This is a genomic window from Citrobacter sp. Ce104 (assembly GCF_030334595.1).
Lineage (GTDB): Bacteria > Pseudomonadota > Gammaproteobacteria > Enterobacterales > Enterobacteriaceae > Citrobacter > Citrobacter europaeus.
In genome coordinates this window covers 68902-92147 of the sequence record NZ_JAOWDP010000070.1, presented here as the reverse complement: position 1 = coordinate 92147, position 23246 = coordinate 68902, and the positions used below count along the sequence as shown (strand labels likewise).

At 52.3% G+C, this 23246-nt stretch carries 21 protein-coding genes and 1 riboswitch; of the genes, 9 read left to right on the top strand and 12 right to left on the bottom strand.

Annotation, left to right across the window (positions count from 1 at the left end; all coding sequences use genetic code 11):
* The first annotated feature begins 5 nt into the window (after positions 1-5).
* Together folB and bacA are read left to right on the top strand one after the other, a co-directional pair.
* Complete coding sequence (gene folB, locus OGW16_RS26190) at positions 6-374, top strand: bifunctional dihydroneopterin aldolase/7,8-dihydroneopterin epimerase (RefSeq protein WP_080626078.1); 369 nt, start codon at positions 6-8, stop codon at positions 372-374.
* 86 nt (positions 375-460) lie between these two features.
* Positions 461-1279, top strand: a complete 819-nt coding sequence (bacA, locus tag OGW16_RS26185; protein WP_286519341.1) for an undecaprenyl-diphosphate phosphatase — start codon at positions 461-463, stop codon at positions 1277-1279.
* A gap of 61 nt (positions 1280-1340) precedes the next feature.
* Here bacA and OGW16_RS26180 read toward each other — a convergent pair whose 3' ends face one another.
* The gene (locus OGW16_RS26180) at positions 1341-2582 is read right to left on the bottom strand and encodes a multifunctional CCA addition/repair protein (RefSeq protein WP_080626079.1); all 1242 of its coding nucleotides are present in this window, start codon (positions 2580-2582) and stop codon (positions 1341-1343) included.
* 61 nt (positions 2583-2643) lie between these two features.
* Positions 2644-3264, bottom strand: a complete 621-nt coding sequence (locus OGW16_RS26175) for a TIGR04211 family SH3 domain-containing protein (RefSeq protein ID WP_043017656.1) — start codon at positions 3262-3264, stop codon at positions 2644-2646.
* A 241-nt stretch (positions 3265-3505) separates the two neighbouring features.
* On the opposite strand from OGW16_RS26175, the gene OGW16_RS26170 reads away from it, so the two are divergent.
* The 3 genes from OGW16_RS26170 (at position 3506) to hldE (ending at position 9232) form a co-directional block, all read left to right on the top strand.
* A complete protein-coding gene (locus OGW16_RS26170) occupies positions 3506-4807 on the top strand; it encodes a CYTH domain-containing protein (protein WP_043017655.1) in 1302 nt (433 codons plus the stop codon).
* A gap of 91 nt (positions 4808-4898) precedes the next feature.
* Positions 4899-7739, top strand: a complete 2841-nt coding sequence (gene glnE, locus OGW16_RS26165) for a bifunctional [glutamate--ammonia ligase]-adenylyl-L-tyrosine phosphorylase/[glutamate--ammonia-ligase] adenylyltransferase (protein WP_286519337.1) — start codon at positions 4899-4901, stop codon at positions 7737-7739.
* A 59-nt stretch (positions 7740-7798) separates the two neighbouring features.
* On the top strand, positions 7799-9232 hold the full coding sequence (hldE, locus tag OGW16_RS26160) for a bifunctional D-glycero-beta-D-manno-heptose-7-phosphate kinase/D-glycero-beta-D-manno-heptose 1-phosphate adenylyltransferase HldE (RefSeq protein ID WP_043017653.1): 1434 nt from the start codon (positions 7799-7801) through the stop codon (positions 9230-9232).
* 65 nt (positions 9233-9297) lie between these two features.
* On the opposite strand, the gene OGW16_RS26155 is transcribed toward hldE, so the two are convergent.
* Complete coding sequence (locus OGW16_RS26155) at positions 9298-10965, bottom strand: flotillin family protein (protein ID WP_075145616.1); 1668 nt, start codon at positions 10963-10965, stop codon at positions 9298-9300.
* A gap of 23 nt (positions 10966-10988) precedes the next feature.
* On the bottom strand, positions 10989-11618 hold the full coding sequence (locus OGW16_RS26150) for an OB-fold-containig protein (RefSeq protein WP_047408545.1): 630 nt from the start codon (positions 11616-11618) through the stop codon (positions 10989-10991).
* A gap of 260 nt (positions 11619-11878) precedes the next feature.
* On the opposite strand from OGW16_RS26150, the gene glgS reads away from it, so the two are divergent.
* Positions 11879-12085, top strand: coding sequence for a cell surface composition regulator GlgS (gene glgS, locus OGW16_RS26145; protein ID WP_019077704.1), 207 nt, complete (start codon positions 11879-11881; stop codon positions 12083-12085).
* Positions 12086-12117: 32 nt separating this feature from the next.
* Here glgS and ubiK read toward each other — a convergent pair whose 3' ends face one another.
* Positions 12118-12414, bottom strand: a complete 297-nt coding sequence (gene ubiK, locus OGW16_RS26140) for a ubiquinone biosynthesis accessory factor UbiK (RefSeq protein ID WP_032940759.1) — start codon at positions 12412-12414, stop codon at positions 12118-12120.
* Between the two features lie 132 nt (positions 12415-12546).
* Positions 12547-12696, top strand: a riboswitch (FMN riboswitch).
* A 106-nt stretch (positions 12697-12802) separates the two neighbouring features.
* Here ubiK and ribB point away from each other — a divergent pair.
* Positions 12803-13456 (top strand): 3,4-dihydroxy-2-butanone-4-phosphate synthase, encoded by a 654-nt coding sequence (gene ribB / locus OGW16_RS26135; protein ID WP_003828424.1) that lies wholly within the window; start codon positions 12803-12805, stop codon positions 13454-13456.
* Positions 13457-13515: 59 nt separating this feature from the next.
* Here the strand turns inward: ribB and OGW16_RS26130 are convergent, their stop codons facing one another.
* From OGW16_RS26130 to OGW16_RS26115, 4 genes are all read right to left on the bottom strand, one after another.
* Complete coding sequence (locus OGW16_RS26130; protein ID WP_047408556.1) at positions 13516-14589, bottom strand: fimbrial protein; 1074 nt, start codon at positions 14587-14589, stop codon at positions 13516-13518.
* Positions 14586-15317 (bottom strand): fimbrial biogenesis chaperone, encoded by a 732-nt coding sequence (locus OGW16_RS26125; protein WP_075145618.1) that lies wholly within the window; start codon positions 15315-15317, stop codon positions 14586-14588. The genes OGW16_RS26130 and OGW16_RS26125 overlap by 4 nt, the downstream gene beginning before the upstream one ends.
* Before the next feature lie 13 nt (positions 15318-15330).
* A complete protein-coding gene (locus OGW16_RS26120) occupies positions 15331-17778 on the bottom strand; it encodes a fimbria/pilus outer membrane usher protein (protein WP_286519331.1) in 2448 nt (815 codons plus the stop codon).
* 67 nt (positions 17779-17845) lie between these two features.
* Positions 17846-18409 carry a fimbrial protein gene (locus OGW16_RS26115; RefSeq protein WP_087051986.1) on the bottom strand — a complete coding sequence of 188 codons (564 nt, stop codon included), beginning with the start codon at positions 18407-18409 and terminating at the stop codon, positions 17846-17848.
* A gap of 874 nt (positions 18410-19283) precedes the next feature.
* Between OGW16_RS26115 and OGW16_RS26110 the strand changes: the two genes are divergently transcribed.
* Complete coding sequence (locus OGW16_RS26110; protein WP_072033368.1) at positions 19284-19460, top strand: hypothetical protein; 177 nt, start codon at positions 19284-19286, stop codon at positions 19458-19460.
* Between the two features lie 65 nt (positions 19461-19525).
* On the opposite strand, the gene zupT is transcribed toward OGW16_RS26110, so the two are convergent.
* Positions 19526-20299, bottom strand: a complete 774-nt coding sequence (gene zupT / locus OGW16_RS26105; RefSeq protein ID WP_003024600.1) for a zinc transporter ZupT — start codon at positions 20297-20299, stop codon at positions 19526-19528.
* 147 nt (positions 20300-20446) lie between these two features.
* On the opposite strand from zupT, the gene ygiD reads away from it, so the two are divergent.
* Positions 20447-21235 (top strand): 4,5-DOPA-extradiol-dioxygenase, encoded by a 789-nt coding sequence (gene ygiD, locus OGW16_RS26100; RefSeq protein WP_043017645.1) that lies wholly within the window; start codon positions 20447-20449, stop codon positions 21233-21235.
* 85 nt (positions 21236-21320) lie between these two features.
* On the opposite strand, the gene OGW16_RS26095 is transcribed toward ygiD, so the two are convergent.
* Together OGW16_RS26095 and OGW16_RS26090 are read right to left on the bottom strand one after the other, a co-directional pair.
* A complete protein-coding gene (locus OGW16_RS26095) occupies positions 21321-22481 on the bottom strand; it encodes a glutathionylspermidine synthase family protein (protein WP_100194853.1) in 1161 nt (386 codons plus the stop codon).
* 5 nt (positions 22482-22486) lie between these two features.
* Positions 22487-23164 carry a DUF1190 family protein gene (locus OGW16_RS26090; RefSeq protein WP_016154521.1) on the bottom strand — a complete coding sequence of 226 codons (678 nt, stop codon included), beginning with the start codon at positions 23162-23164 and terminating at the stop codon, positions 22487-22489.
* Positions 23165-23246: the final 82 nt, after the last annotated feature.

Sequence of the window (23246 nt, the reverse complement as noted above, 5' to 3'; positions counted from 1 at the left end):
TCGTGATGGATATTGTATTTATAGAGCAACTTTCTGTAATCACCACTATTGGTGTTTACGACTGGGAACAAACGATCGAGCAACGATTGGTGTTCGATATCGAAATGGCGTGGGATAACCGCAAATCGGCTAAAAGCGATGATGTGGCTGATTGCCTGAGCTATGCTGATATTGCTCAAACGGTTGTTAATCATGTGGAAGGTGGGCGTTTTGCGTTGGTAGAACGCGTGGCGGAAGAGGTGGCGGAGCTGCTGCTTAGCCGCTTTAATTCTCCCTGGGTACGGATCAAACTCAGTAAACCTGGCGCGGTAGCCCGTGCGGCGAACGTCGGGGTTATCATTGAGCGTGGCAATAATCTGAAAGAAAATAATTAATTTAATAATTTCTAAAACAAACGGGTATAAAAGGGTCCTTTCGTCGGCTCTTTTTTGCCGTGGTTTCTCTATCTAGGGGTTTATTAATGAGTGATATGCACTCGCTGCTGGTGGCGGCAATTTTGGGTGTGGTCGAAGGGTTGACGGAATTTTTACCCGTTTCCAGTACCGGCCATATGATTATTGTTGGCCACCTGCTGGGTTTTGAGGGTGACACCGCAAAAACTTTCGAGGTGGTAATCCAGCTAGGTTCTATTCTGGCAGTCGTGGTGATGTTCTGGCGACGTCTGTTTAGTTTGATTGGTATTCACTTCGGCAAAGCCCCGCATGAAGGTACTGGCAAAGGTCGACTGACGCTGGGACATATTCTGTTGGGGATGATCCCAGCCGTGGTGCTGGGGCTGATATTCCACGACACCATCAAATCGCTGTTTAACCCGATCAACGTGATGTATGCGCTGGTGGTAGGGGGCGTGCTGCTGATTGCCGCAGAATGCCTGAAGCCGAAAGAGCCGCGTGCGCCGGGTCTGGATGATATGACCTATAGGCAGGCGTTTATGATCGGCTGTTTCCAGTGTCTGGCCCTGTGGCCGGGCTTTTCTCGCTCCGGGGCGACGATTTCTGGCGGTATGCTGATGGGCGTGAGCCGTTACGCGGCGTCTGAGTTTTCTTTCCTGCTGGCCGTGCCGATGATGATGGGTGCAACGGCGCTGGATCTCTACAAGAGCTGGTCGTTTCTCAGCGCATCAGATATCCCGATGTTTGCCGTCGGTTTCGTGACGGCGTTTATCGTGGCGCTGGTAGCGATCAAAACCTTCCTGCAGCTGATTAAGCGTATCTCGTTCATTCCGTTTGCGATTTATCGCTTTGTTGTAGCGGCTGCCGTTTGCGTCGTGTTCTTCTGATGACTTACCGTGGTGCCGGATGGCGGCGTTCCGCCTTATCCGGCCTACGGGTTATATCCGTTTAGGTGGTGGGTTTAGGGCAACGCTGCTCCTTCCAACATGCCACTGCCGCGATGCGACGCCGGGTCAGCTCCTCGCGAATAGCCTGACCTTTGAATCCCGCCTCAACGACGTCTTTCGTTGGCACCGCCTGCGCAACCCGCCAGGCTTCGCGCAACAGTCTGCCTTGCGGGTAATCCGCCGCTTCAAAACCGGTTCGCCCGCGTACGTCGGCCTCGCTGGTCAGGGCGATTTGCTCCACGCGCTGCGGTTTACGCCAGGCATCGATGGAATCAAACAGCTTAACGATGGTTTTTGGCTGCAGGATCGGGAAGGTATGAATGAGGTCGTGAAACTCGGCCACCAGTTTGGCTAAATCACGGATGTCATTCGGCACGCGCAGGCGCAGACACAGTTGCTCGACCAGCTTAACGCCAGCCGGACCGTGGCCGTGGTGGCGCGGCCACAGCGCTTTTGGCGTCAACGCCTTGCCAAGATCGTGGCACAGCGTGGCGAAACGCACGTCGACCTCCGGACTTAACATGGCTGCCATCGACAGCGTCATCAACGTGTGAATACCGGTATCGATTTCCGGGTGCCACTGAGCGGGCGCGGGAACGCCGAACAGAGCATCCACTTCCGGAAACAGAACGCGCAGTGCGCCGCAGTCGCGCAGGACCTGAAAAAATACCTGTGGGTTGCGGGTGGTTAATGCGCCTTCTGTTTCTTTCCACACCCGCTCTGGCGTCAGGTGTTCCAGTTCGCCAGCGTCGTTCATGTCGCGCATCAGCGTCATGGTTTCGTCAGCGATACGAAAGCCGAGGTGCGCATAGCGGGCAGCAAAGCGCGCCACGCGCAGCACGCGCAGCGGATCTTCGCTAAAGGCAGGAGAAACATGGCGCAGCAGACGCCTTTCCAGATCGTCGCGTCCGTTATACGGATCGATAATCTCTCCATCGTCATCGCGGGCGATTGCGTTGATAGTCAGGTCGCGCCGCTGAAGATCGGCCTCCAGGGTTACATCCGGCGCGGCGTAGCAGGTGAACCCGGTATACCCCGAACCGGATTTACGTTCGGTACGCGCCAGCGCATACTCTTCCCGGGTTTGCGGATGCAGAAACACGGGAAAATCGCGGCCTACCTGCTGGTAGCCCGCGTCGAGCATCTCTTGCGGCGTGGCGCCGACAACAACCCAATCTTTATCTTTAATCGGTAGCCCTAATAACGCATCCCGAACAGCACCACCGACCAGATAAATCTTCACGCCACTTTCCTTTTGAAATTATGATCTCTTAATCATATGTCAGTGTGGCGGAGAAGGCGATTCAGTTCATCCAGCGATCTTTGCGTTTACGGCTTGGGATCATGTGTGGCAGAACCAGACCGAGCAGCAGACCAAGACCCAGTACGCCGCCGCCGTACATGAACCACTGCATAATGATGGTGCGCTGTTTGTCATCAAGCTGAAGGTTGGCTGCGCTGACCTTCTTTTGCGCCACAATAAGCTCGTTCTTCAGCTTCTGGTTTTCTTGTTTCAGACCGTCGATCACGCTGTCGCTTTGCGATACTTTTTGCTGCATATCGGCGGTGCGCTGATTCCACGTGGTATCGATATTATTGAGCTTATCGGTCAAGGTCTTAACCTGGTTTTCCAGATCGGGAACGCGGGTACGCAGGCTCGGCGTACTGTTCAGCTCTTTCAGCGGGATCCAGGCGGTACGACCGGTGCTGTCTTTCACCTGGCCGTAGTTAGTGTTGGCATCGGTCTGTAATAGCGTAACTTCCTCGCCGGCGTTAACCGTGCCCACGAGGCGATAATTATCTCCCGGACCGCTGCGGACCCAGGTGTTCAGTTCGTCAGAGACATAGCGCTTTTCTTCGGCATGAGAAACTGCAGTGGCGCTAAGTGCGAGTAAAGTTAATCCAATCAGGCGTAATTTTGGCATCAGGCTGTCGTTATTGTCATAGAAAGTGGAACGATAGTAGTGGCATCAGTGTCTCTACGCAAAGCATTCGACATCAATCGGAATCATCTGTGTCCTTTTAGCCACCACCCGAAACTTTTACGCCCGTCAAATTGCTCGTTGCATGGCAATTTGGCGCAAAATACTATCTACTGACCATAAAGAACGAACTTAGTTCGCAGTCAGTTTTCTCAACTGTGACATAACCCATAAGTACAAGACCATGGCCCAGGAAATCGAATTAAAATTTATCGTCAATAGTGATGCTGTAGATGCGCTACGTGAACGTCTGAATACGCTGGGGGGTGAGCATCATGCGCCCAGTCAGTTGCTGAATATCTACTACGAAACGCCGGATGCGTGGTTGCGTGGTCACGATATGGGGCTGCGTATTCGTGGTGAGAATGGTCATTACGAAATGACCATGAAAATTGCCGGACGGGTGACGGGCGGCCTGCATCAGCGGCCTGAATATAACGTTGCGCTAAACGCGCCAGAGCTGGATCTCGCTCTGTTCCCAACGGAAGTCTGGCCCGATGGCGAGCTGCCTGCTGAACTTGCCTCTCAGGTGCAGCCGCTGTTCAGCACCGATTTTTATCGTGAGAAATGGCTCCTTGATGTTGACGGCAGTCGAATTGAAATGGCTCTCGACCTTGGGGAAGTGAAAGCGGGCGAGTTTGCTGAACCTATCTGTGAGCTTGAACTTGAACTGCTAAGCGGCGATACCCGTGCGGTATTGAAGCTGGCAAACCAGCTGGTTTCGCAAGCCGGCTTACGCCAGGGCAGTCTGAGTAAAGCGGCGCGTGGCTATCATCTGGCTCAGGGGAATGCGCCGCGTGAACTCAGACCGACGCGCATTTTGAAGGTTCCGGCGAAGGCGAGCATTGAGCAAGGGCTGGAAGCGGCGCTGGAGCTGGCATTATCACAGTGGCAGTACCATGAAGAGCTGTGGGTGCGCGGCGTCAAAGGGGCGAAAGCCGAGGTGCTGGCGGCAATGGGCCTGGTGCGTCACATACTGATGCTGTTTGGCGGTAATGTGCCGCGAAAAGCGAGCGCTCACTTACGTGATTTGCTGACCCAGTCGGAAGCGGTCATGGCGTCGGATGTTTCTGCCGTTTCGGCGGTTTACAGCACGCAAACAGCAATGGCTAAACTGGCCCTGACCGAATGGCTGGTGACCAAAGGATGGCAGTCGTTCCTGGATGAGAAGGCGCAGGGCAAAATTGCCGACTCCTTTAAGCGTTTCTCAGATACTCATCTTTCGCGCCATGCCGCTGAACTGAAAACCGCTTTTGCTCAGCCGCTTGGCGATCAGTACGCCGACCAGCTTCCACGCCTGACGCGCAATATTGATAGCATGCTGATGCTGGCGGGGTACTACGACGAAAACGTTGCCTCGGAATGGATCGCCAACTGGCAGGGTCTGCGTCACGCCATTGCGGCCAATCAATATATTGAAATTGAACACTTCCGCAACGAGGCAATCGCGCTGGAACCGTTCTGGCTGCATAGCGGTAAACGATAATCAGGGTTGAGACCGGGATGCCTGATGGCGCTGCGCTTATCAGGCCTATAAGGCCATACCTTGGGCCTCAATACGCAAAGGATGTCCATAAATGAAGCAGCTCTCTTCACCGTTACAGCAGTACTGGCCGACCGTTGTGGAGCGGCTGCCAGCAGAAATATCTGAGTCCTCGCTTAGCGTGCAGGCGAAGTCAGTGCTTACATTCAGTGATTTTGTCCGCGACAGCATTATTGCCCATCCCGAATGGCTGGTAGATCTGGAAAGCGCGCCCCCTCAGGCGGATGAATGGCAACACTATGCCGACTGGTTACAGCAAGCATTGGCCGACGTCAGCGATGAAAACACGCTGATGCGCGAGCTACGCCTGTTTCGCCGTCACATCATGGTGCGTATCGCCTGGGCGCAGACGCTGTCGCTGGTGGCGGAAGAGAGTATTTTGCAGCAGTTAAGCCATCTGGCTGAAACGCTGATCGTCGCCGCGCGCGACTGGTTATACGCCGCCTGCTGTCGCGAGTGGGGAACGCCCTGTAATCCTGAAGGCGTTGCGCAGCCGCTGCTGATTTTAGGCATGGGGAAACTGGGCGGCGGCGAGCTGAATTTTTCCTCTGATATTGACCTGATTTTTGCCTGGCCGGAGCACGGCAGTACGCAGGGTGGGCGTCGCGAACTGGATAACGCGCAGTTCTTTACCCGTATGGGCCAGCGGCTCATCAAAGTGCTGGATCAGCCCACAATGGATGGGTTTGTTTATCGAGTGGATATGCGCTTACGTCCGTTTGGCGACAGCGGCCCGCTGGTGCTGAGCTTCTCCGCGCTGGAGGATTATTACCAGGAACAAGGGCGCGACTGGGAACGCTATGCGATGGTCAAAGCCCGCATTATGGGCGATTCCGATGGCACTTACGTCAGCGAGCTTCGCGCTATGCTGCGACCTTTTGTCTTCCGCCGCTATATTGATTTTAGCGTGATCCAGTCTCTGCGTAACATGAAAGGGATGATTGCCCGAGAAGTGCGCCGCCGTGGCCTGAAAGACAACATCAAGCTGGGGGCGGGCGGCATTCGTGAAATCGAATTTATCGTACAGGTATTCCAACTGATTCGCGGTGGGCGCGAGCCGTCGCTGCAATCCCGCTCGCTGTTACCGACGCTTAGCGCCATCAAGGCGCTGCACCTGCTGTCTGATACCGATGCGGAACAACTGCGAGCAGCCTATCTCTATTTACGCCGCCTCGAAAACCTGCTGCAAAGCATCAATGATGAACAGACCCAAACGCTTCCTGGCGATGAACTGAATCGCGCGCGGCTGGCGTGGGGAATGAACGTCGATGACTGGCAGCAGTTAACCGATGTGCTGGCAAATCATATGAACAACGTGCGCCGGGTATTTAACGAGCTGATTGGCGATGACGAAGCTGAAACCCAGGAAGAGTCGCTCTCAGAACAATGGCGCGAACTGTGGCAGGACGCATTACAGGAAGATGACACCACGCCGGTGCTGACGCATCTGGCTGATGACGATCGCCGGCGCGTGCTGTCTCTGATTGCTGATTTCCGCAAAGAGCTGGATAAACGCACCATTGGCCCACGCGGACGGCAGGTGTTGGATCATTTAATGCCGCATCTGCTGAGCGATGTCTGTTCGCGTGACGACGCCTCGGTACCGCTGTCGCGCATTACACCGCTGCTGGTGGGTATTGTGACCCGCACGACCTATCTGGAGCTGCTGAGCGAATTCCCCGGAGCGCTGAAGCACCTGATTTCGCTCTGTGCCGCCTCGCCGATGATCGCCAGCCAGCTGGCGCGGTATCCGCTGTTGCTCGATGAACTGCTGGATCCGAACACCCTGTATCAACCCACCGCGACGGACGCCTACCGTGATGAGTTACGCCAGTATTTGCTGCGCGTGCCGGAAGATGACGAAGAGCAGCAACTGGAAGCGCTGCGGCAGTTTAAGCAAACGCAGTTGTTGCGTATTGCCGCGGCTGATATCGCCGGAACGCTGCCGGTGATGAAGGTAAGCGATCACCTAACCTGGCTGGCGGAAGCTATTATTGATGCGGTAGTCCAGCAAGCGTGGATGCAGATGGTTGCTCGCTACGGGCAACCCACTCATCTTAGCGAACGCGAGGGGCGCGGTTTTGCCGTCGTCGGTTATGGCAAGCTGGGCGGCTGGGAGTTGGGATACAGCTCGGATCTCGATTTGATCTTCCTGCATGACTGTCCGATGGACGTGATGACGGACGGTGAGCGTGAGATTGACGGGCGACAGTTCTATCTGCGTTTGTCGCAGCGCATTATGCACCTTTTCAGCACCCGTACCTCGTCCGGTATTTTGTACGAAGTGGATGCGCGCCTGCGTCCGTCTGGCGCGGCGGGAATGCTGGTGACATCAACCGACGCCTTCGCCGATTACCAGCGCAACGAAGCCTGGACATGGGAACATCAGGCGCTGGTACGTGCGCGCGTGGTATACGGCGACCCGCGGTTGACCTCTCAGTTCGATGCGATTCGTCGCGATATCATGACCCTCGTTCGCGATGGCAAAACCTTGCAGACCGACGTGCGCGAAATGCGTGAGAAAATGCGTGCCCATTTGGGCAATAAGTATCGCGATCGTTTTGATATTAAAGCGGATGAAGGCGGTATCACCGACATTGAGTTTATTACGCAATATCTGGTGTTGCGCTATGCGCATGAAAAACCGAAGCTGACGCGCTGGTCGGATAACGTGCGCATTCTGGAGTTACTGGCGCAAAACGACATTATGGATGAGCAGGAAGCGCTGGCGCTTACCCGTGCTTATACGACGCTGCGCGATGAACTTCACCATCTTGCGTTGCAGGAACTTCCGGGCCATGTGGCGCCGGAGCACTTCGACGCTGAACGTACGCTGGTGCGTGACAGCTGGCAGAAGTGGCTGGTTGCTGAGTGAAGTGTGCTATTATCGCGCGCAAATTTTAAGACCCTCAGAGAATCTCTCAGGAGACAGGAATGAAAGTAACGCTGCCAGAGTTTGAACGTGCAGGAGTCATGGTTGTCGGTGATGTGATGCTGGATCGCTACTGGTACGGTCCAACCAGCCGTATTTCACCTGAAGCGCCGGTTCCGGTGGTGAAGGTTGATACCATCGAAGAACGTCCCGGTGGCGCAGCAAACGTGGCGATGAACATTGCCTCTCTGGGAGCGAATTCGCGTCTGGTGGGCCTGACCGGTATTGACGACGCGGCGCGTGCGCTGAGCAAAACGCTGGCGGATGTGAACGTAAAATGCGATTTCGTGTCCGTGCCGACCCATCCAACGATCACCAAACTGCGCGTGCTTTCCCGCAACCAGCAGCTGATTCGCCTGGATTTCGAAGAAGGTTTTGAAGGTGTGGATCCGCAGCCGCTGCACGAGCGTATTAACCAGGCGCTGGGGTCTATCGGCGCACTGGTACTCTCCGACTATGCCAAAGGCGCGCTGGCAAGCGTGCAGCAGATGATTGCGCTGGCGCGGAAGGCTGGGGTGCCGGTGCTTATCGATCCTAAAGGGACCGATTTTGAACGCTACCGTGGCGCAACGCTGCTGACGCCGAACCTGTCTGAGTTTGAAGCGGTAGCGGGCAAGTGCAAAAGCGAAGATGAACTGGTTGAGCGCGGCATGAAAGTGATTGCGGATTTTGACCTTTCCGCACTGCTGATCACGCGCTCCGAACAGGGGATGACGCTGCTGCAACCGGGCAAATCGCCGCTGCATATGCCGACGCAGGCGCAGGAAGTGTATGACGTGACCGGTGCGGGCGATACGGTTATTGGCGTGCTGGCGGCGACGCTGGCGGCGGGTAACACCCTGGAAGAAGCGTGCTATTTTGCTAACGCCGCAGCAGGCGTAGTCGTCGGTAAGCTGGGGACCTCCACCGTTTCTCCTATTGAACTGGAAAACGCCGTGCGCGGTCGGGCCGATACTGGCTTTGGCGTGATGAGCGAATCTGAGCTGAAACAGGCCGTTGCCAGCGCCCGCAAGCGCGGTGAGAAAGTGGTGATGACCAACGGCGTGTTCGACATCCTGCATGCGGGCCACGTTTCCTATCTGGCGAATGCGCGCAAGCTGGGCGATCGCCTGATCGTAGCGGTAAACAGCGATGCTTCGACCAAACGTCTGAAAGGCGAATCTCGCCCGGTCAATCCGCTGGAACAGCGTATGATCGTGCTGGGCGCGCTGGAGTCCGTCGACTGGGTGGTTTCTTTTGAAGAAGATACGCCGCAGCGTCTGATTGCCGGCATCCTGCCGGATCTGCTGGTCAAAGGCGGCGACTATAAGCCGGAAGATATTGCGGGCAGCGAAGAGGTGTGGGCGAACGGCGGTGAAGTGCTGGTGCTGAACTTCGAAGATGGCTGCTCAACGACCAATATCATCAAGAAGATCCAGAAAGACAGCGATAAGTAACACCTGGAAAGTTTGCCGGATGGCGGATAAAACGCGTCAGCGTTGCCATCCGGCAATTCTATATCTTATTCTTCAGTCGTTTTCTCAACAGGCTGTGGGCTGTTTTTCAGCGGATCGGCCAGCGCCGACAGCGAACCGCCGGACAAACCAATTTCATTTAACAGCGAGTCAATCAGCGGCGCTTGTGTACGATAGGCAAGAGCTGCGGATAATGCTTGCTCCGCCAGATTCCCACCGTTTACGTTACCTGCGGTCACTTCACCGACTGCACCGCCGCGATTGAGACCATCAACCTGAATAATCTTGATCCCATCGATAGACTTCATTGGCTCAACGGATTTCTCAATGACTGCTGGCAGGGACTGCAGCAGGGCCAGCTTAAATTTCAGACTGGTCTGTTCGTCGGAAAGCACGTTGATGGCATCGTTCAGCGCGCGTTGTGCTTCTGCTTCCGCCAGACCTTTTTTCCGCGTGGCTTCAGCCAGTTCAACAATCGCGGCGGCCTGTAATTCTGCCGCTTCTTTCTCCGCTTTCGCACGTACGGTTAGCTCAACGGCCTGTGTTTCCGCATCCTGCGCGGCGGCAATCAACGCCACCTGTTTGGCACGATCCGCTTCTGCAGTCTGACGGGTGGTTTCTACGTTTTGCTGGGCGCGAACCGCTTCGGCCAGCGCATCGTTAGCGCGTGCTTCAGCCTGAGACTGCTGTTCGGACTTGGCGGCAATAGCGATGGACTTGGTCTGGTTGGCGATCTCCGTTGCCTGCTGCTGTTCGATCTCTTTGATGCGAACTTCACGCTCGGCCTCGACTTTTCTTGAACGCACCGCCTGTTCGCGCTCGATTTCTGTTTCCTGAATCTGGCGTTCAGCAAGGATACGCGTCTGTTCAGCTTCACGATGACGTTCGGCTTCAAAGGCGGCAATTTTGGCGTTTTGCTCGGCCGTGCGGGTTTTCACCTGCTGCTCCTGCTCGAGCGTCATGAAGGCTTCCTGCTGTTCGATCTCCAGCTTGCGCGACAGCGCATCACGGTTTTTCTCTCGAACGGCAACTTCTACGTCCTGCTCGACTTCGTTACGTTCGCGACGACGACGTTCCGTTTCCTGGGTCAGTTTGGTCAGACCCTCGGCATCAAAGGCGTTATTGGGGTTGAAATGCACTTTTTCGGTCTGGTTAAAGTTGGTGAGTGAAACGCTCTCCAGTTCCAGGCCGTTTTTGGACAGGTCTTCCGCGACGGTATTTTGTACGCCCTGAACGAAGTTTTCACGCGTATCCTGCAGTTCATGCATGGTCATCTGCGACGCAGTGGCACGCAGGGCATCGACAAACTTATCTTCTATTAGCACACGTAAATCCTCTGGTGACAGCGTACGCTGTCCCAGCGTCTGTGCGGCGGTAGCAATACCTTCCACAGACGGTTTTACACGCACGAAAAAGGCGACGACGACATCCACGCGCATACGGTCTTTGGTGATGAGACTGTCGACAGTTGAACGGCTCACCTCAAGTTTGAGGGTGTTCATGTTGATAGGAATAATTTCGTGGAAGATAGGCATGACAATTGCGCCGCCGCTCATCACCACTTTTTGCCCGCCAAGGCCGGTACGCACAAACGCCTGTTCAGCAGACGCGCGGCGATACAGGCGGGCAAAAATAATCCCGATAATTACTAAGACGATCACCGCGACAATGGCGGTAAACATCCATGAAGGTAACATGCCTAAAACATCATCCATCTATAAGGTCCCTCTGTATAAAATTATAAAACAGTCGGCCAGGGGTTTAGCTCGGCCAGGTAACGCGTTGCAGAGAGTCGGCAAATAATCAGCACCTTGTCTCCTTTTTTGAATTCTTTGCCCGCCTCAGGCTCCAGCAGCACATAGTGGGTCTGCCCAAACTTGTCGGTAAATTTGCCTTCGCATGGGGTTCCGGCACTCGCAGAATGGCCGGTAATAATTGCCATGCTGCCGATAAACTCATCTTCAGCGAGGGCGGTGGTTTCATCCCGTGGCAGCCAGGGGGCGATAATTTTCCCGCTGTAATGCACGGCGAAGACCGCAAAAATAAAGCTCACCGGCGCCAGCAGCAGATTGCTGAGCGGTGCTTGCCACAGCGTGACCCAGCCATGCTGAAGGAGGATACCGAAGAGTCCAAAGAAGCCTGCGAGTAAGCACAGTACGATCAGCGCCGGGATCCGCCCGATATTGAGATAGTGAAGCGCCTGGCCGATATTGCCGGAGGTCAGGGCATCGTAATGTTCGAGGTGAGCATCAAGCGCACCTGAAAGAAAATGGCCAAAAATCAGAGAGATGATTTCCAGTAGGCCAATCAGCAGTACAAATGAAATAGCAAACAGGTAGGGGCTGTTGTAATCCGTGAATAATACCAAGTTGTTTCCTCCTGTTACTGCGTTCCCTGTCAGTATCAAAAGTAATGGTTTTACCCCTTACTTTTACATGTCGTTACAATAACATGCGTCACCCTGACCTTAAATCCGAAAAGGGGGTCATCCCCCTCTTAGATTTCGTAGGAAACTGTGAAGCAGGCGGTTTTTTTGCGCACAATATGTACAGAATAACTTCGTATCCAGGGAAATACTGAAATTAGAAAAAGCATATGGCCTTAGCAGATATTCAATAACTGGAGGGTATGCTCATGAACAGCAATATGTATTCAATGAACAATTTCGATTTCCTGGCCCGTAGTTTTGCCAGGATGCAGGCTGAGGGCCATCCCGTTGATATCCAGGCGATAACTGGGAACATGGATGAAGAACATCGTAGCTGGTTTTGCAAACGCTATGCGCTGTACTGCCAGCAGGCTACAGAGGCCAGGAAGCTAGAACTGGAACACTAACAGAAAAACGGGCCTTGCGGCCCGTTGTCGTTTTACTCTTGCGGATCGACTGGCGGGATCGCGGGGGCAGGCTTAACTTCTGCCGTTTTTTCACGCGACTCCAGCTCAGTCAGACGTTGCTCAAGCAGTGCCAGTTTTTCACGGGTACGCAGCAAAACCTGAGTCTGTACATCAAACTCTTCACGGCTTACCAGATCCAGACGGGTTAGCTGTGACTGCAGCGTTTGACGAATTTTCTTCTCGACGTCTTCGCCAAACTCGCGGATCCCTTTCGGCATCGACTCGTGAACCTGACGAGCAATCTGCTCAATTTTTTTCGGGTCAATCATTGTGGTTTCCCTGAACTGGTACGTGTTGCTGCCTATTGTAGTGCGAACTGGCACAGGCATAAACCAGAATTGTGTGAAGCTAAGACGAGCAAAGGCGTTGATGAAGGTAATCAATAGCGTTATAGTTAACCCGCTTATTCTCAGGGCGGGGCGAAATTCCCCACCGGCGGTAAATCAACGAATGTTGAAAGCCCGCGAGCGCTTTTTGTTACGGCAAAAAGGTCAGCAGATCCGGTGTAATTCCGGGGCCGACGGTTAGAGTCCGGATGGGAGAGAGTAACGATCCAGTCGGGCATGGACCCGCTCACGTTATTTTTTTGCCGCTTAGACGGTACTCCTAAGACTGCCCTGATTCTGGTAACCATAATTTTAGTGAGGTTTTTTTACCATGAATCAGACGCTACTTTCCTCTTTTGGTACGCCTTTCGAACGTGTTGAACATGCGCTGTCTGCGCTGCGTGAAGGACGCGGTGTAATGGTGCTTGACGACGAAGATCGTGAAAACGAAGGCGATATGATTTTCCCGGCAGAAACAATGACCGTTGAACAGATGGCGCTGACCATCCGCCACGGCAGCGGTATTGTATGCCTGTGCATCACTGAAGACCGACGCAAACAGCTCGATCTGCCAATGATGGTGGAAAATAACACCAGCGCCTACGGTACCGGTTTTACCGTGACCATTGAAGCAGCAGAGGGCGTGACCACCGGTGTTTCCGCTGCGGACCGTGTGACTACGGTGCGTGCGGCAATTAAGGATGGCGCCAAACCTTCCGATCTTAACCGTCCGGGGCACGTTTTCCCGCTGCGTGCTCAGGCAGGCGGCGTGTTGACCCGCGGTGGTCATACTGAAGCAACCATCGACCTGATGACGCTGGCAGGGTTTAAACCGGCAGGCGTGCTGTGCGAACTGACCAACGACGATGGCACCATGGCGCGTGCGCCAGAATGCATCGAATTTGCCGGCAAGCATAATATGGCGGTGGTTACTATCGAAGATCTGGTGGCCTACCGTCAGGCGCATGAGCGCAAAGCCAGCTAATCGCAAGACGAACGGGTAAAACGCAAAAAGCCGATGCAATGTCATCGGCTTTTTTGCGCTTAGTTGTAGTTAATTTTAAATAATACCACCGTTTCGAAAGGGCCGGTCTTTACGGTATCGCCAGTCACCTGACTTAATTCAGCCTGATAACTTTTCTCTCTGGTCAGTAATTCTGTATCGAATTCGGCATACTCAGAGTAGGCGTTATAGGTTGAGAGCGTATTATCTTCCGTATTGCGTATTTTTAATTGTAAACCATTGCCGATTCTTAAGGATGTGTCATTTTCTGCCAATTCTTCTGTGGTATAGAATGATGATGAAACCTTAAACGTATCGGTACATCCACTGTCAGAATTCAGATTCTTGGTTGTTTTAATCGAGAACGCTTTTGTCAGCGTTTTGGCGTTAATCTCCATATTATTGAAGGTACCAAAATCAATAGTCTGATTTTCCGGGAAAATATTGAATTTAACGCTACAGTCCAGCACGCGAATTTGATCTAAGCCGGTGACGTGATATTTCAGGTTCGAGGCATCCGGGCTGACGTTAATCCCACCAACACCATCAAACTGCACCAGAATATAATCACCGATGCTACTGGCGTAGTCGTGGGGGGGCATCGAAATCACTTTTACGTACAGGCGCATGCGGGCAATAAACGTTCTTGAATAGTGCGTATCTTCTGCATTACCTGAACAGAGATAATGTTCCCAACCACTGGCTTTGATTTGCGCGGCGGTATAGATCTTAAGCTTCTGATTATCAATGCACTGATGTGTATCAATACTCACTGCGCCTTGCGTGGCGTCATAATCAACGCCTTCATAGGTGACGCCCAGTTGATAATAGGTATCGTTGACTGAGGTGTAGGGATTGACCCATGCGTAGACGTTTTCGCTGCTATAAGCATTTTCGGAGGTTGCGTTATCGCAGTAGACGGGGATTTTTATATCGTTGCTTTCCCAGATTTTGTCCCCGGGTTTGGCGTTGTTAGGGACTGCAAACGGCTCGATAGCGGTATAACCTTCAACAGGACCACCGGTGGCTCCCAGATAGCAGTGAACCGCCAGCGCTGAACGAAAAGGGAGTGCGATGAATATTAACAGCAGAAATAACCGTAGCGTGCGGATCATTTTCTGGCCTCCGGCACGATAAGATCGCATTGACCATGGCATTTCACGTTCAGCATGCGCAGTCCGCCATAATCATCCATATATCCCAGTGCGAACGCATTTCCGTTATAACCGCCGGCATTTAATGTGACAGAGGAAAAAGGGGCAATCATTTTACTGCTAAAGCCTGACAATTGGCTTTTGCTGTCTTTGCCAAAAAAAGCCAACGTAATGTAGTAGGCGGTAGGATTATTAACCAACAGCGTATTTCCCTGTTGGCTAACTTTGAGCTGAAGTTCAACTTCAGTACCCGGCTTTTTCTTCAAAGCCGCTGGACGCCAGAATAATTTCAACTGGGATTGCAGCGCCATCTGCACGATGGCATTGTTGCCTTTATTTTCTGGTGCAGGTGGAATTTCCCGAACATTAAAGTAAAACAGTGATTCCCGATCCTGAGGAAGCGAGCGTGCTTTATCTTGCTTAACAATTCTCACCTGCGAAATTGCCCCAGGGTTTAACCGCTGTATTGGGGGCAGGGCGACTAAAAAAGAGTCATCCTTATTACCTTTTTCATCTTCAATCCACGAGTAAGCCAGATAAGGTAACTGCTTGCTCTGGTTTTCAATTTTCAGACTGCTGGCCTTATCGTTGCCGTTGAAGATAATCCGCGTTCTGTCAGGCTGAATTGCCGCCTGGCTGGTGAGCGATAAGGCGAGTAATACAATTGGTAATCCTTTGAATAATGCCATTTTTCATCCTTAATTAATGACAAGGTAAAATCAGATACTGGGTGGAGATATCCAGCGCGTCTGGCAAAGTGATGGTGCAAGTCTGTTTGTCACCCCACATCACCGTAAACTGCTGTCCACTGTCGACACCGCCAAGCCAGGCATGACCATCTTCGCTGACCATTCCTACTTCTGCGTTGTTTTCAATTTGACGTACGATCGCGCCGAGTGGCGGGAAGTCGCCATTTTCCATTCTGATAGCGACGGTAATATTTTTGCCTGAGCGTGATACCAGTGATTTGTAGCCAATGGCGCCTTCGGTCCAGGTCTGACGGGTGATCGTTTCATCAACGGTAACGCCGTCAGGCAGATCGTTCATATTGACGGCGATGGTTGAGGGCTGATAACTGGAAATCATCGGCACAACGGCATAGCCAAAATGGTTTGTACGGTTGCTGTCGCCCTGCACAGGAATGTCGGCAACGCCGTCGGCCCCGACCATGACTCTGGGTTCATTGCCAAAGCTGCGGCGATGTAACGCGATGCCGTTGCTCGTCGCGGTCATTGAGCCGTTCCAGCTGGCGCTGGCAGAGGTGTAGTCGCTGGCGGCATAGCTTCCGGAGAACTGCAGTTCTCCTGCAGGGGTGGTATGTTGGTAATTTCCCCTGAACTGCGCGCCGTTGTTCGGCCTGTCAGTCGCGGTTCCTGCTGATACGCCCCAGGTGTTGTGTGGATCGGAGGAGTCATTCCACGAGAGTGTATTGGTAGTGTTGCTGCTATTACGCATGTCGTAATTCAACCGTCGACCATAGTCGAAAGGAACGGAGAGCGAAACGTAAAACTGCTTGTCGTTATCACTCTCCTCGTAGTGCGTTGTACTGAAGGATGTCGACAGCGATAAGCCTTTCCAGTCACCGAGATCGAAATTAAAACCGGCGGTCACCGACGCGGTAGTGGAGCTGTCGCCATCCCACCATTGCTGGCGCAGTGCGCTGACGTACAGGTTCATCCGCAGCGGATCAATCGGCTGGTTGAAAGAGATGCTTACGGTCTGCTTTTCGTCCTGAGTATCCGCATTATTGAATTGATGGGCGACAAAGTTGGCATAGCTATGAAATTCGCGCTCGGAGAAACGATATGCAGCGAGTGAAATCTGACTGTTGGTCGCATCAAAGCGTTTACTGTAGTTCAGTCGATAGCTGAGGCCACTTTCTTCATGGCCGTCATCGAAGGTACTGCTGGAATGCGTAACATCAAAGGAAACGGCCCCCAGCCACAGCATGTTCTGCCCAATTCCTAACGCCGCAGAGCGGTAATCGCTGCCTGCCGCGAGGATCCCGCCATACAGCGAGGTATTGGATAACATGCCCCATGAGGCTTCGCCGCTGACGAAGGTATCATCAATTACGTGATGCGAGATGTCCGGGCGGGCACGACCCGCCGCGATTTTATAACGGACCTGTCCTTCACGAGTCAGAAAAGGCGTGGAGGCGGCAGAAACCTGAAACGTGTTGGTGCGGCCATCTTCTTCGGTGATTTTTACGTCCAGCGTTCCCTGTACGGATTGATTAAGATCGGTAATGACAAAGGGGCCTGGGGCCACTTTTGTTTGATAAATCACGCGACCGGAGTGGCTAACGGTGACGGTGGCATTGGTTTGCGCGATCCCGCTGATTTGTGGGGCGTAGCCACGTAATTCCCATGGCAGCATACGGTCGTCGCTCGCCATAGCCGCGCCATTATAGGAAAAACCATCGAAGATATTGGAGCTTAAATCTGTCTCCCCCAAAGTGAGTTTGGCGCGCAGCGAAGGGAGAGGACGAAAAAGATAGGTGCGTGAAATACTCCGCGTTGTTTCGGTATTTTCGTCGCTGCGGTTTTGACTGACCTGATAATCGCTACGCAAGCGCCATGCGCCCATGTTCAGGCCCGCGGTGCCATAGGAGTTTAGGTTTTCTGTACTTCCACCTGAGTTGGGACGGTAGGTGCTGGCAAACAGGTTGTAGTCGAACAGCAGACCGTTCACGCCGTGATCCCAGGTTGAGGGCGGCATCCAGCTTTCTGATTTCCAGGCCAATAGCGACTGAGGAATACTGATATCCAGACGTTGATTCGCCATATCTAAGGTAAAGGTGATATCAGAGTACTCAGTGAAATCGACGCACTCGTGCTGTACAGGCAGTGAACCTAAAATATTTTCTTTTAATCCCAGTTGCCCGGCGAGTTCAGATGGAATACAAGCGGCGACGCTCTCCCCCTGTTTTTCCCAGCTTATCTGACGACCTGAGGAGATTTGATTTTTATTTACGGCAACGGTAACAAAATAGCTTCCGGGAGCTATTGCGGAATCTTCTTTCAGCAAAGAGAGATCCACACTGTTGCGCATGGATTTATCCAGTACGTTCAGGTTGAATTCGACAGCCTGAGCGGAAAATGACAACAGCAACCCACATCCACAGGCCGCAATCTTGCAGGTATTCATGGCAATCCTTACCTATACCCAGTCGATGCAAGTGTTAGATGGTGGCCATCCGGCCACCATTGCGTGCTTACTTATAGGTAAGTCTGTAGGTTGCCGTTGCGGCGACGGCGCCCACGGTGACATCCGTTGCGCCCACTTTTTGCATATAGGCCATAAAGGGCAGAATTTGGGTCGCAGAACCTGCGCTTAAATCAATGGTCTTTGCGGTACCCAGAGTAATATTGGCACTCGTTTTATCGAGCAAACGTACACCAACATTCTGCGCGCCGCTGGCGAAAGTGTTGCTTAGCAGGCTGGTGTCTTCCGTTGTAACGCTGTCGCTGTTGAAGGTGACATCGACTTTGCTCACGGCTACGCCGCTACCGTTGTCTGAGTTTGGCAGGTCGCAGTTGATTAAATGCAGGCTGGAATCTACCGCATCAGAATGCCCGTTAGCATTAATGTAGGAGGCAGGTACTTCACCCAGTTCGACCTGCTTATCAATATCTTCAGGCAGGATAGCGCATGGGGCATTGATGATAGTACCGGTGAAGGTGATTTTGCCGCTACCGCCATCAACATCGGCGAAGGCATAGCCGGAGGTTAGTGCGGTGATGGCCAGTGCTAACAGCGCCTTATTTGCTGATTTCATATACATTCCTTTAGTGATGAAAATATCCTTGATATACAAGTTAAGGCACGAGGCCTTTTAAAAAATTATATCATCAGATATTCCCAGAATGTTCGTGCTCGTACTGAATTCAGAATTTGACGCGCTACCAATTAAATAATCATATATAATATAAATATTATATTTGCTTTGGTATTAAGAATCGGAATGTGTGATGGTTTATTATGTTTTCTTGTATTAAGGGCAGAAAGATATTTTTTTAAAAATGTGAGTTGGATGCACTATGTTTCTGAAAATCAGAATATATCAATATGGAAAAATTATCGTTGGTGTTAGGGGGATATATATGTGAAATGTTTTTAACTCGAAGAAGCACTAACACTTGAATTGTATAGCTATTGTGAGAAAAGCAGAAGTCTGATTACAGACCTCTGCCTTGGTTTACTCTGCAGTTTGTTTGGCTTTGACCACCTCCCACTCCCCAGTCAGCGCTCATAACCAATAGCAACAATCTGGTTGCAGGTTATTCGTTCGCAAATACCATTTTTATCATGTTCTTATGATGTCGATGAAATCAAAACCATATTGATAAAACTAATTTGATGACAGGCGCATTAGTTTTGACAGAGTGTATTATTTAACGTGCTAATATTTTTATATATTTGAATGGTATGTGTACCCTGGATTAAGGGTTTATTTATTATTGTGAAGTATGGGTTTATCAATATTGGTCTATTTTTTGTAACGCCGTTGGCTATTGGCATGGCTGCTGGTTTATATGATCGAAATCATATATTTGTTTGAGGAATATGCCACTATAGGAGTATGTCAGAATAAGGTTGTGTAAAATTTTAACGTTAAATGTTTAATGATGTTAAATTTTAAGGGTAAAAGAATGTTTATTGCCTGGTACTGGATTGTATTAATTGCACTCGTTGCGGTTGGTTATTATTGCCATATGAAGCGTTATTGTCGGGCATTTCGGCAAGATCGGGATGCATTACTCGAGGCGCGAAACAAACTCTTTCGTCATTCTGGCGAGGATAACAGCGCGGTTAAGGAACAGGAATAGTCCTTCACGTTCTGCTATGGATGAGCGGATGCTGTAAATTAGCAGGGTGGCATCCGCCCTATGAATTAGCCGATTCCCATGGACTGGAGGATGACGAGACTTAACCCCATCACCGACATGCCGCAAAGTACCCCATAACTGGGATTATTATTCGGGTCGATCTCTTTTGCCAACGGCATGAGTTCATCGACGGACAGCGCCACCATAATACCTGCAACTGCCGCCATTATTGCCGCCATCACCACCGGTGAGATTAAGCTCCCCAGAATTAACCACGCCAGTACGCCGCCCAGTATTTCCGCCATGCCCGAGATCCCGGCCCAGAATATCGCCGTACGTTTGGATCCCGTAGCTGCATAGACCGGACCCGCAACGGCTAATCCTTCAGGAATATTGTGTAATGCGACGGCAAGGGCAATACCAAAGCCCAGCTCGAGGTTGCTGCTGGCGGTAACAAACGTTGCGATCCCTTCCGGAAAGTTGTGCAGGCTGATGCCGAGCGTTAATAAAATCGCGGTTCGTTTAATAGAGCCGGGCAGAGGCTGCGTTGTTTTCTGTACCAGATCCTGAGGGTGCGCGTGCGGCAATAGACGGTCCAGGCCAAAGTAGCCCAGTAAGCCAACGATGAACATTCCGTAGCCTAATACCGGTGACATGCCTTCTGCGGCCAGCGCAGCTGGTAGCATCTCCATCAGTGAGATCAGTAACATAATTCCGGCGGCGAAGCCTAAAGAAAAGGCGAGAACGCGGTTGGAGGGCTTTTGCCCTAACACGCCGAGAAATGCGCCGATAAACGTGGCGGCACCTGCCAGTAAAGTCAGAAGTAAAGGTACTGACATCGACAAATAAAACTCCTTATCAATCTGCTTTGCGGATTAGATCGTCAAAATAACTGATGATCTTCATCATGGTTATCTGAGTTCTTCATCAACCGAATAAGCGTATTGTGGTGGTATCAAAATGACTCCCTCAGTAAGGATATCATCATGTCTTCAACTCGTATGCCAGCATTGTTTTTGGGCCACGGTAGCCCGATGAATGTTCTGGAAGATAACGTTTATACCCGTGCCTGGCAGCAACTGGGGGAAACGTTGCCGCGTCCGAAAGCCATTGTGGTGGTCTCGGCGCATTGGTTCACTCGTGGCACGGGCGTAACGGCCATGGAAGCGCCTAAAACGATCCACGATTTTGGCGGTTTTCCGCAAGCATTATATGACACCCATTACCCGGCTCCCGGTTCACCTGAACTGGCACAGCATCTGGTTGACCTGCTGGCACCGGTGCCCGTTACTTTAGATAAAGAGGCGTGGGGCTTTGATCACGGTTCATGGGGCGTGCTGATCAAGATGTACCCGAATGCGGATATTCCGATGGTGCAACTGAGCATTGACAGCACTAAACCCGCGGCCTGGCATTTTGAGATGGGTCGCAAGCTGGCGGCGCTGCGTGATGAGGGCATTATGCTGGTAGCCAGCGGTAACGTGGTACATAACTTGCGTACTGCGCGTTGGCACGGTGAAAACACGCCGTATCCATGGGCAACCTCATTCAATGATTATGTTAAGGCAAACCTGACATGGCAGGGACCGGTTGAACAGCACCCACTGGTGAACTATCTCGATCATGAAGGTGGATCGTTATCAAACCCGACGCCGGATCACTATCTGCCGCTGCTGTATGTACTCGGCGCGTGGGATGGCAAAGAGCCGGTGACTATTCCTGTTGATGGGATTGAGATGGGAAGTTTGAGCATGTTGTCGGTTCAGGTCGGATGAAGTATGCCCGCTGGCGCTGCGCTTATCGGGCATTAAGTTCATGCTGAAGGCCGGGTAAGGCGGAGCCGCTACCCGGCACTCTCGATCATTCGACAAAAATATGCGGATAGAAACGCGAGAGATCCTGCGTGATCAACGCGCGGTCTTCGCGAATGCCGATACCCGCTGGTTGATCGTTGATCAGCCAGCTGCCGATCAGCATATAGCTGTCGCCAAACTTCGGTAGCTGATGGAACTGCTGGACGATCATACCTTCTTCACCGTACGGTCCTTCCACTGCTTCGATCGTTTTACCGTTTTCGATAATGGAAACGTTAGCGCCTTCACGCGAGAAGATCGGCTTGACGACGAATTTTTCCATCTGCGGATAGTCATCTTCGGCGAAATACGCAGGCAGCAGGTTCGGATGATCAGGGAACATTTCCCACAACAGCGGTAACAGCGCTTTGTTGGAGATGATGCTCTTCCAGGCTGGTTCCAGCCAGCGAACACCGGCATCTTCCAGCTTGGTGGAGAACATTTCACGCAGCATGAATTCCCACGGATACAGCTTGAACAGGTTAGCAATAACCTGGTCCTGCATATCCGTGAACTGACCTTTTTCACCAAGGCCAATATCTTCGATATAAAGGAATTCAGTGGCGATTTCAGCTTCGGCAGCGCAATCCTGCAGATACTGGATCGTACCACGATCTTCCACCGTATCGCGACAGCAGGTCAGATGTAGCAGTTGAAAACCATACTGCTCACGCAGCTCGGTGAAACGCTCGATCAGTTTTTCCTGCAAACTATTGAACTGATCGCTGCCTTCCGGCAGATTGCCTGCATTGAGCTGATCTTCCAGCCAGATCCACTGGAAAAACGCGGCTTCGTACAGTGAGGTTGGCGTATCGGCGTTGTTTTCTAAAAGCTTAGGCTCACCCGTACCGTCCCACGCCAGATCGAGGCGCGAGTAGAGCGACGGTTGCTGTGTCTGCCAGGACTGGCGGACAAAGCCCCAGGTATGCTTCGGAATGCGAAACTTCGTCATCAGCTCATCGCTGGCGATGACCCGTTCCACCACTTTGAGGCACATCTGATGCAGCTCTGCGGTGACCTCTTCCAGCTTTTCGACCTGAGCAAGCGTGAGCTTGTAGTACGCGTCTTCACACCAGTACGGCTCGCCGTACATCGTGTGAAAGTTGAAACCGTATTCGGTGGCTTTATCGCGCCAGTCCGGGCGCTCAACAATACTGACTCTTTCCATGACGGTCAGCCGCCCATTGAACGTGTGGTGGTACCGCTTGCGCTACGCTGCATGGTGCTCTGTTTAGCCACAGATTCGCCAAATCCACCGCGGGTTACGGTAGAGGTGGTGGCCGGTTTCGGCGCCATGGCGGTTTTCGGTACGGTCATGGTGCGACCCGGCGTTGCTGCGCCGTAGTTTTTGCCGCCTGCATCCGTATATTTGCCGTATGCCGGGCTGGCCGGATTTTTCGAGCTGAACAGCGGCTGCTGAGCGCCCATACCGCCACCCATCATGCGGCCCATCATATAACCGGCCATCAGCGGCATCCAGAAGCTGCCGCTGCTTTGATTCTGCGCCTGAGCCTGACCTTCACCGGTCGGCGCCATACCTGCCTGTGCAGGTGCCTGCTGGCACTGGCCTTCGCCAAATTCAGCGATACAGTCTTCGCGAGTGGCGTATTTTGGCGCGGTGCGTTCAGCTTCTTTCAGCGCATTGTTAAACGCGGTGGTACATTCGGCGCTTTTACCCGGATTAGCTGCAGAGCAGTCGTCCGCGTTCTGATAAAGCGAAACCGTTTCGTCACTCTTTTCACAGCCCGCGAGCATAAACACAGCGGTAACTGCCAAAGCGACAGGAGTCAGGTGGCGTGCGCTCCAGCTTTTGCGGAACGAGGCGTGATGTATAGATTTTGTCCGTTTCATTTATGTCTTCCAGGACCCAGTGGTAACTCTGCTCAGAATAGAGGATGACTGGTCGAAATTGAAGCGGGAAGAGGCGAGAATG

Excerpts from the sequence above, each read along its gene's own strand:
- folB (WP_080626078.1), top strand. The coding sequence starts at position 6 with ATGGATATTGTATTTATAGAGCAACTTTCTGTAATCACCACTATTGGT.
- bacA (WP_286519341.1), top strand. The coding sequence starts at position 461 with ATGAGTGATATGCACTCGCTGCTGGTGGCGGCAATTTTGGGTGTGGTC.
- OGW16_RS26175 (WP_043017656.1), bottom strand. The coding sequence starts at position 3,264 with ATGCCAAAATTACGCCTGATTGGATTAACTTTACTCGCACTTAGCGCC.
- OGW16_RS26170 (WP_043017655.1), top strand. The coding sequence starts at position 3,506 with ATGGCCCAGGAAATCGAATTAAAATTTATCGTCAATAGTGATGCTGTA.
- glnE (WP_286519337.1), top strand. The coding sequence starts at position 4,899 with ATGAAGCAGCTCTCTTCACCGTTACAGCAGTACTGGCCGACCGTTGTG.
- hldE (WP_043017653.1), top strand. The coding sequence starts at position 7,799 with ATGAAAGTAACGCTGCCAGAGTTTGAACGTGCAGGAGTCATGGTTGTC.
- OGW16_RS26155 (WP_075145616.1), bottom strand. The coding sequence starts at position 10,965 with ATGGATGATGTTTTAGGCATGTTACCTTCATGGATGTTTACCGCCATT.
- glgS (WP_019077704.1), top strand. The coding sequence starts at position 11,879 with ATGCTCATGAACAGCAATATGTATTCAATGAACAATTTCGATTTCCTG.
- ubiK (WP_032940759.1), bottom strand. The coding sequence starts at position 12,414 with ATGATTGACCCGAAAAAAATTGAGCAGATTGCTCGTCAGGTTCACGAG.
- ribB (WP_003828424.1), top strand. The coding sequence starts at position 12,803 with ATGAATCAGACGCTACTTTCCTCTTTTGGTACGCCTTTCGAACGTGTT.
- OGW16_RS26130 (WP_047408556.1), bottom strand. The coding sequence starts at position 14,589 with ATGATCCGCACGCTACGGTTATTTCTGCTGTTAATATTCATCGCACTC.
- OGW16_RS26125 (WP_075145618.1), bottom strand. The coding sequence starts at position 15,317 with ATGGCATTATTCAAAGGATTACCAATTGTATTACTCGCCTTATCGCTC.
- OGW16_RS26120 (WP_286519331.1), bottom strand. The coding sequence starts at position 17,778 with ATGAATACCTGCAAGATTGCGGCCTGTGGATGTGGGTTGCTGTTGTCA.
- OGW16_RS26115 (WP_087051986.1), bottom strand. The coding sequence starts at position 18,409 with ATGAAATCAGCAAATAAGGCGCTGTTAGCACTGGCCATCACCGCACTA.
- OGW16_RS26110 (WP_072033368.1), top strand. The coding sequence starts at position 19,284 with ATGTTTATTGCCTGGTACTGGATTGTATTAATTGCACTCGTTGCGGTT.
- zupT (WP_003024600.1), bottom strand. The coding sequence starts at position 20,299 with ATGTCAGTACCTTTACTTCTGACTTTACTGGCAGGTGCCGCCACGTTT.
- ygiD (WP_043017645.1), top strand. The coding sequence starts at position 20,447 with ATGTCTTCAACTCGTATGCCAGCATTGTTTTTGGGCCACGGTAGCCCG.
- OGW16_RS26095 (WP_100194853.1), bottom strand. The coding sequence starts at position 22,481 with ATGGAAAGAGTCAGTATTGTTGAGCGCCCGGACTGGCGCGATAAAGCC.
- OGW16_RS26090 (WP_016154521.1), bottom strand. The coding sequence starts at position 23,164 with ATGAAACGGACAAAATCTATACATCACGCCTCGTTCCGCAAAAGCTGG.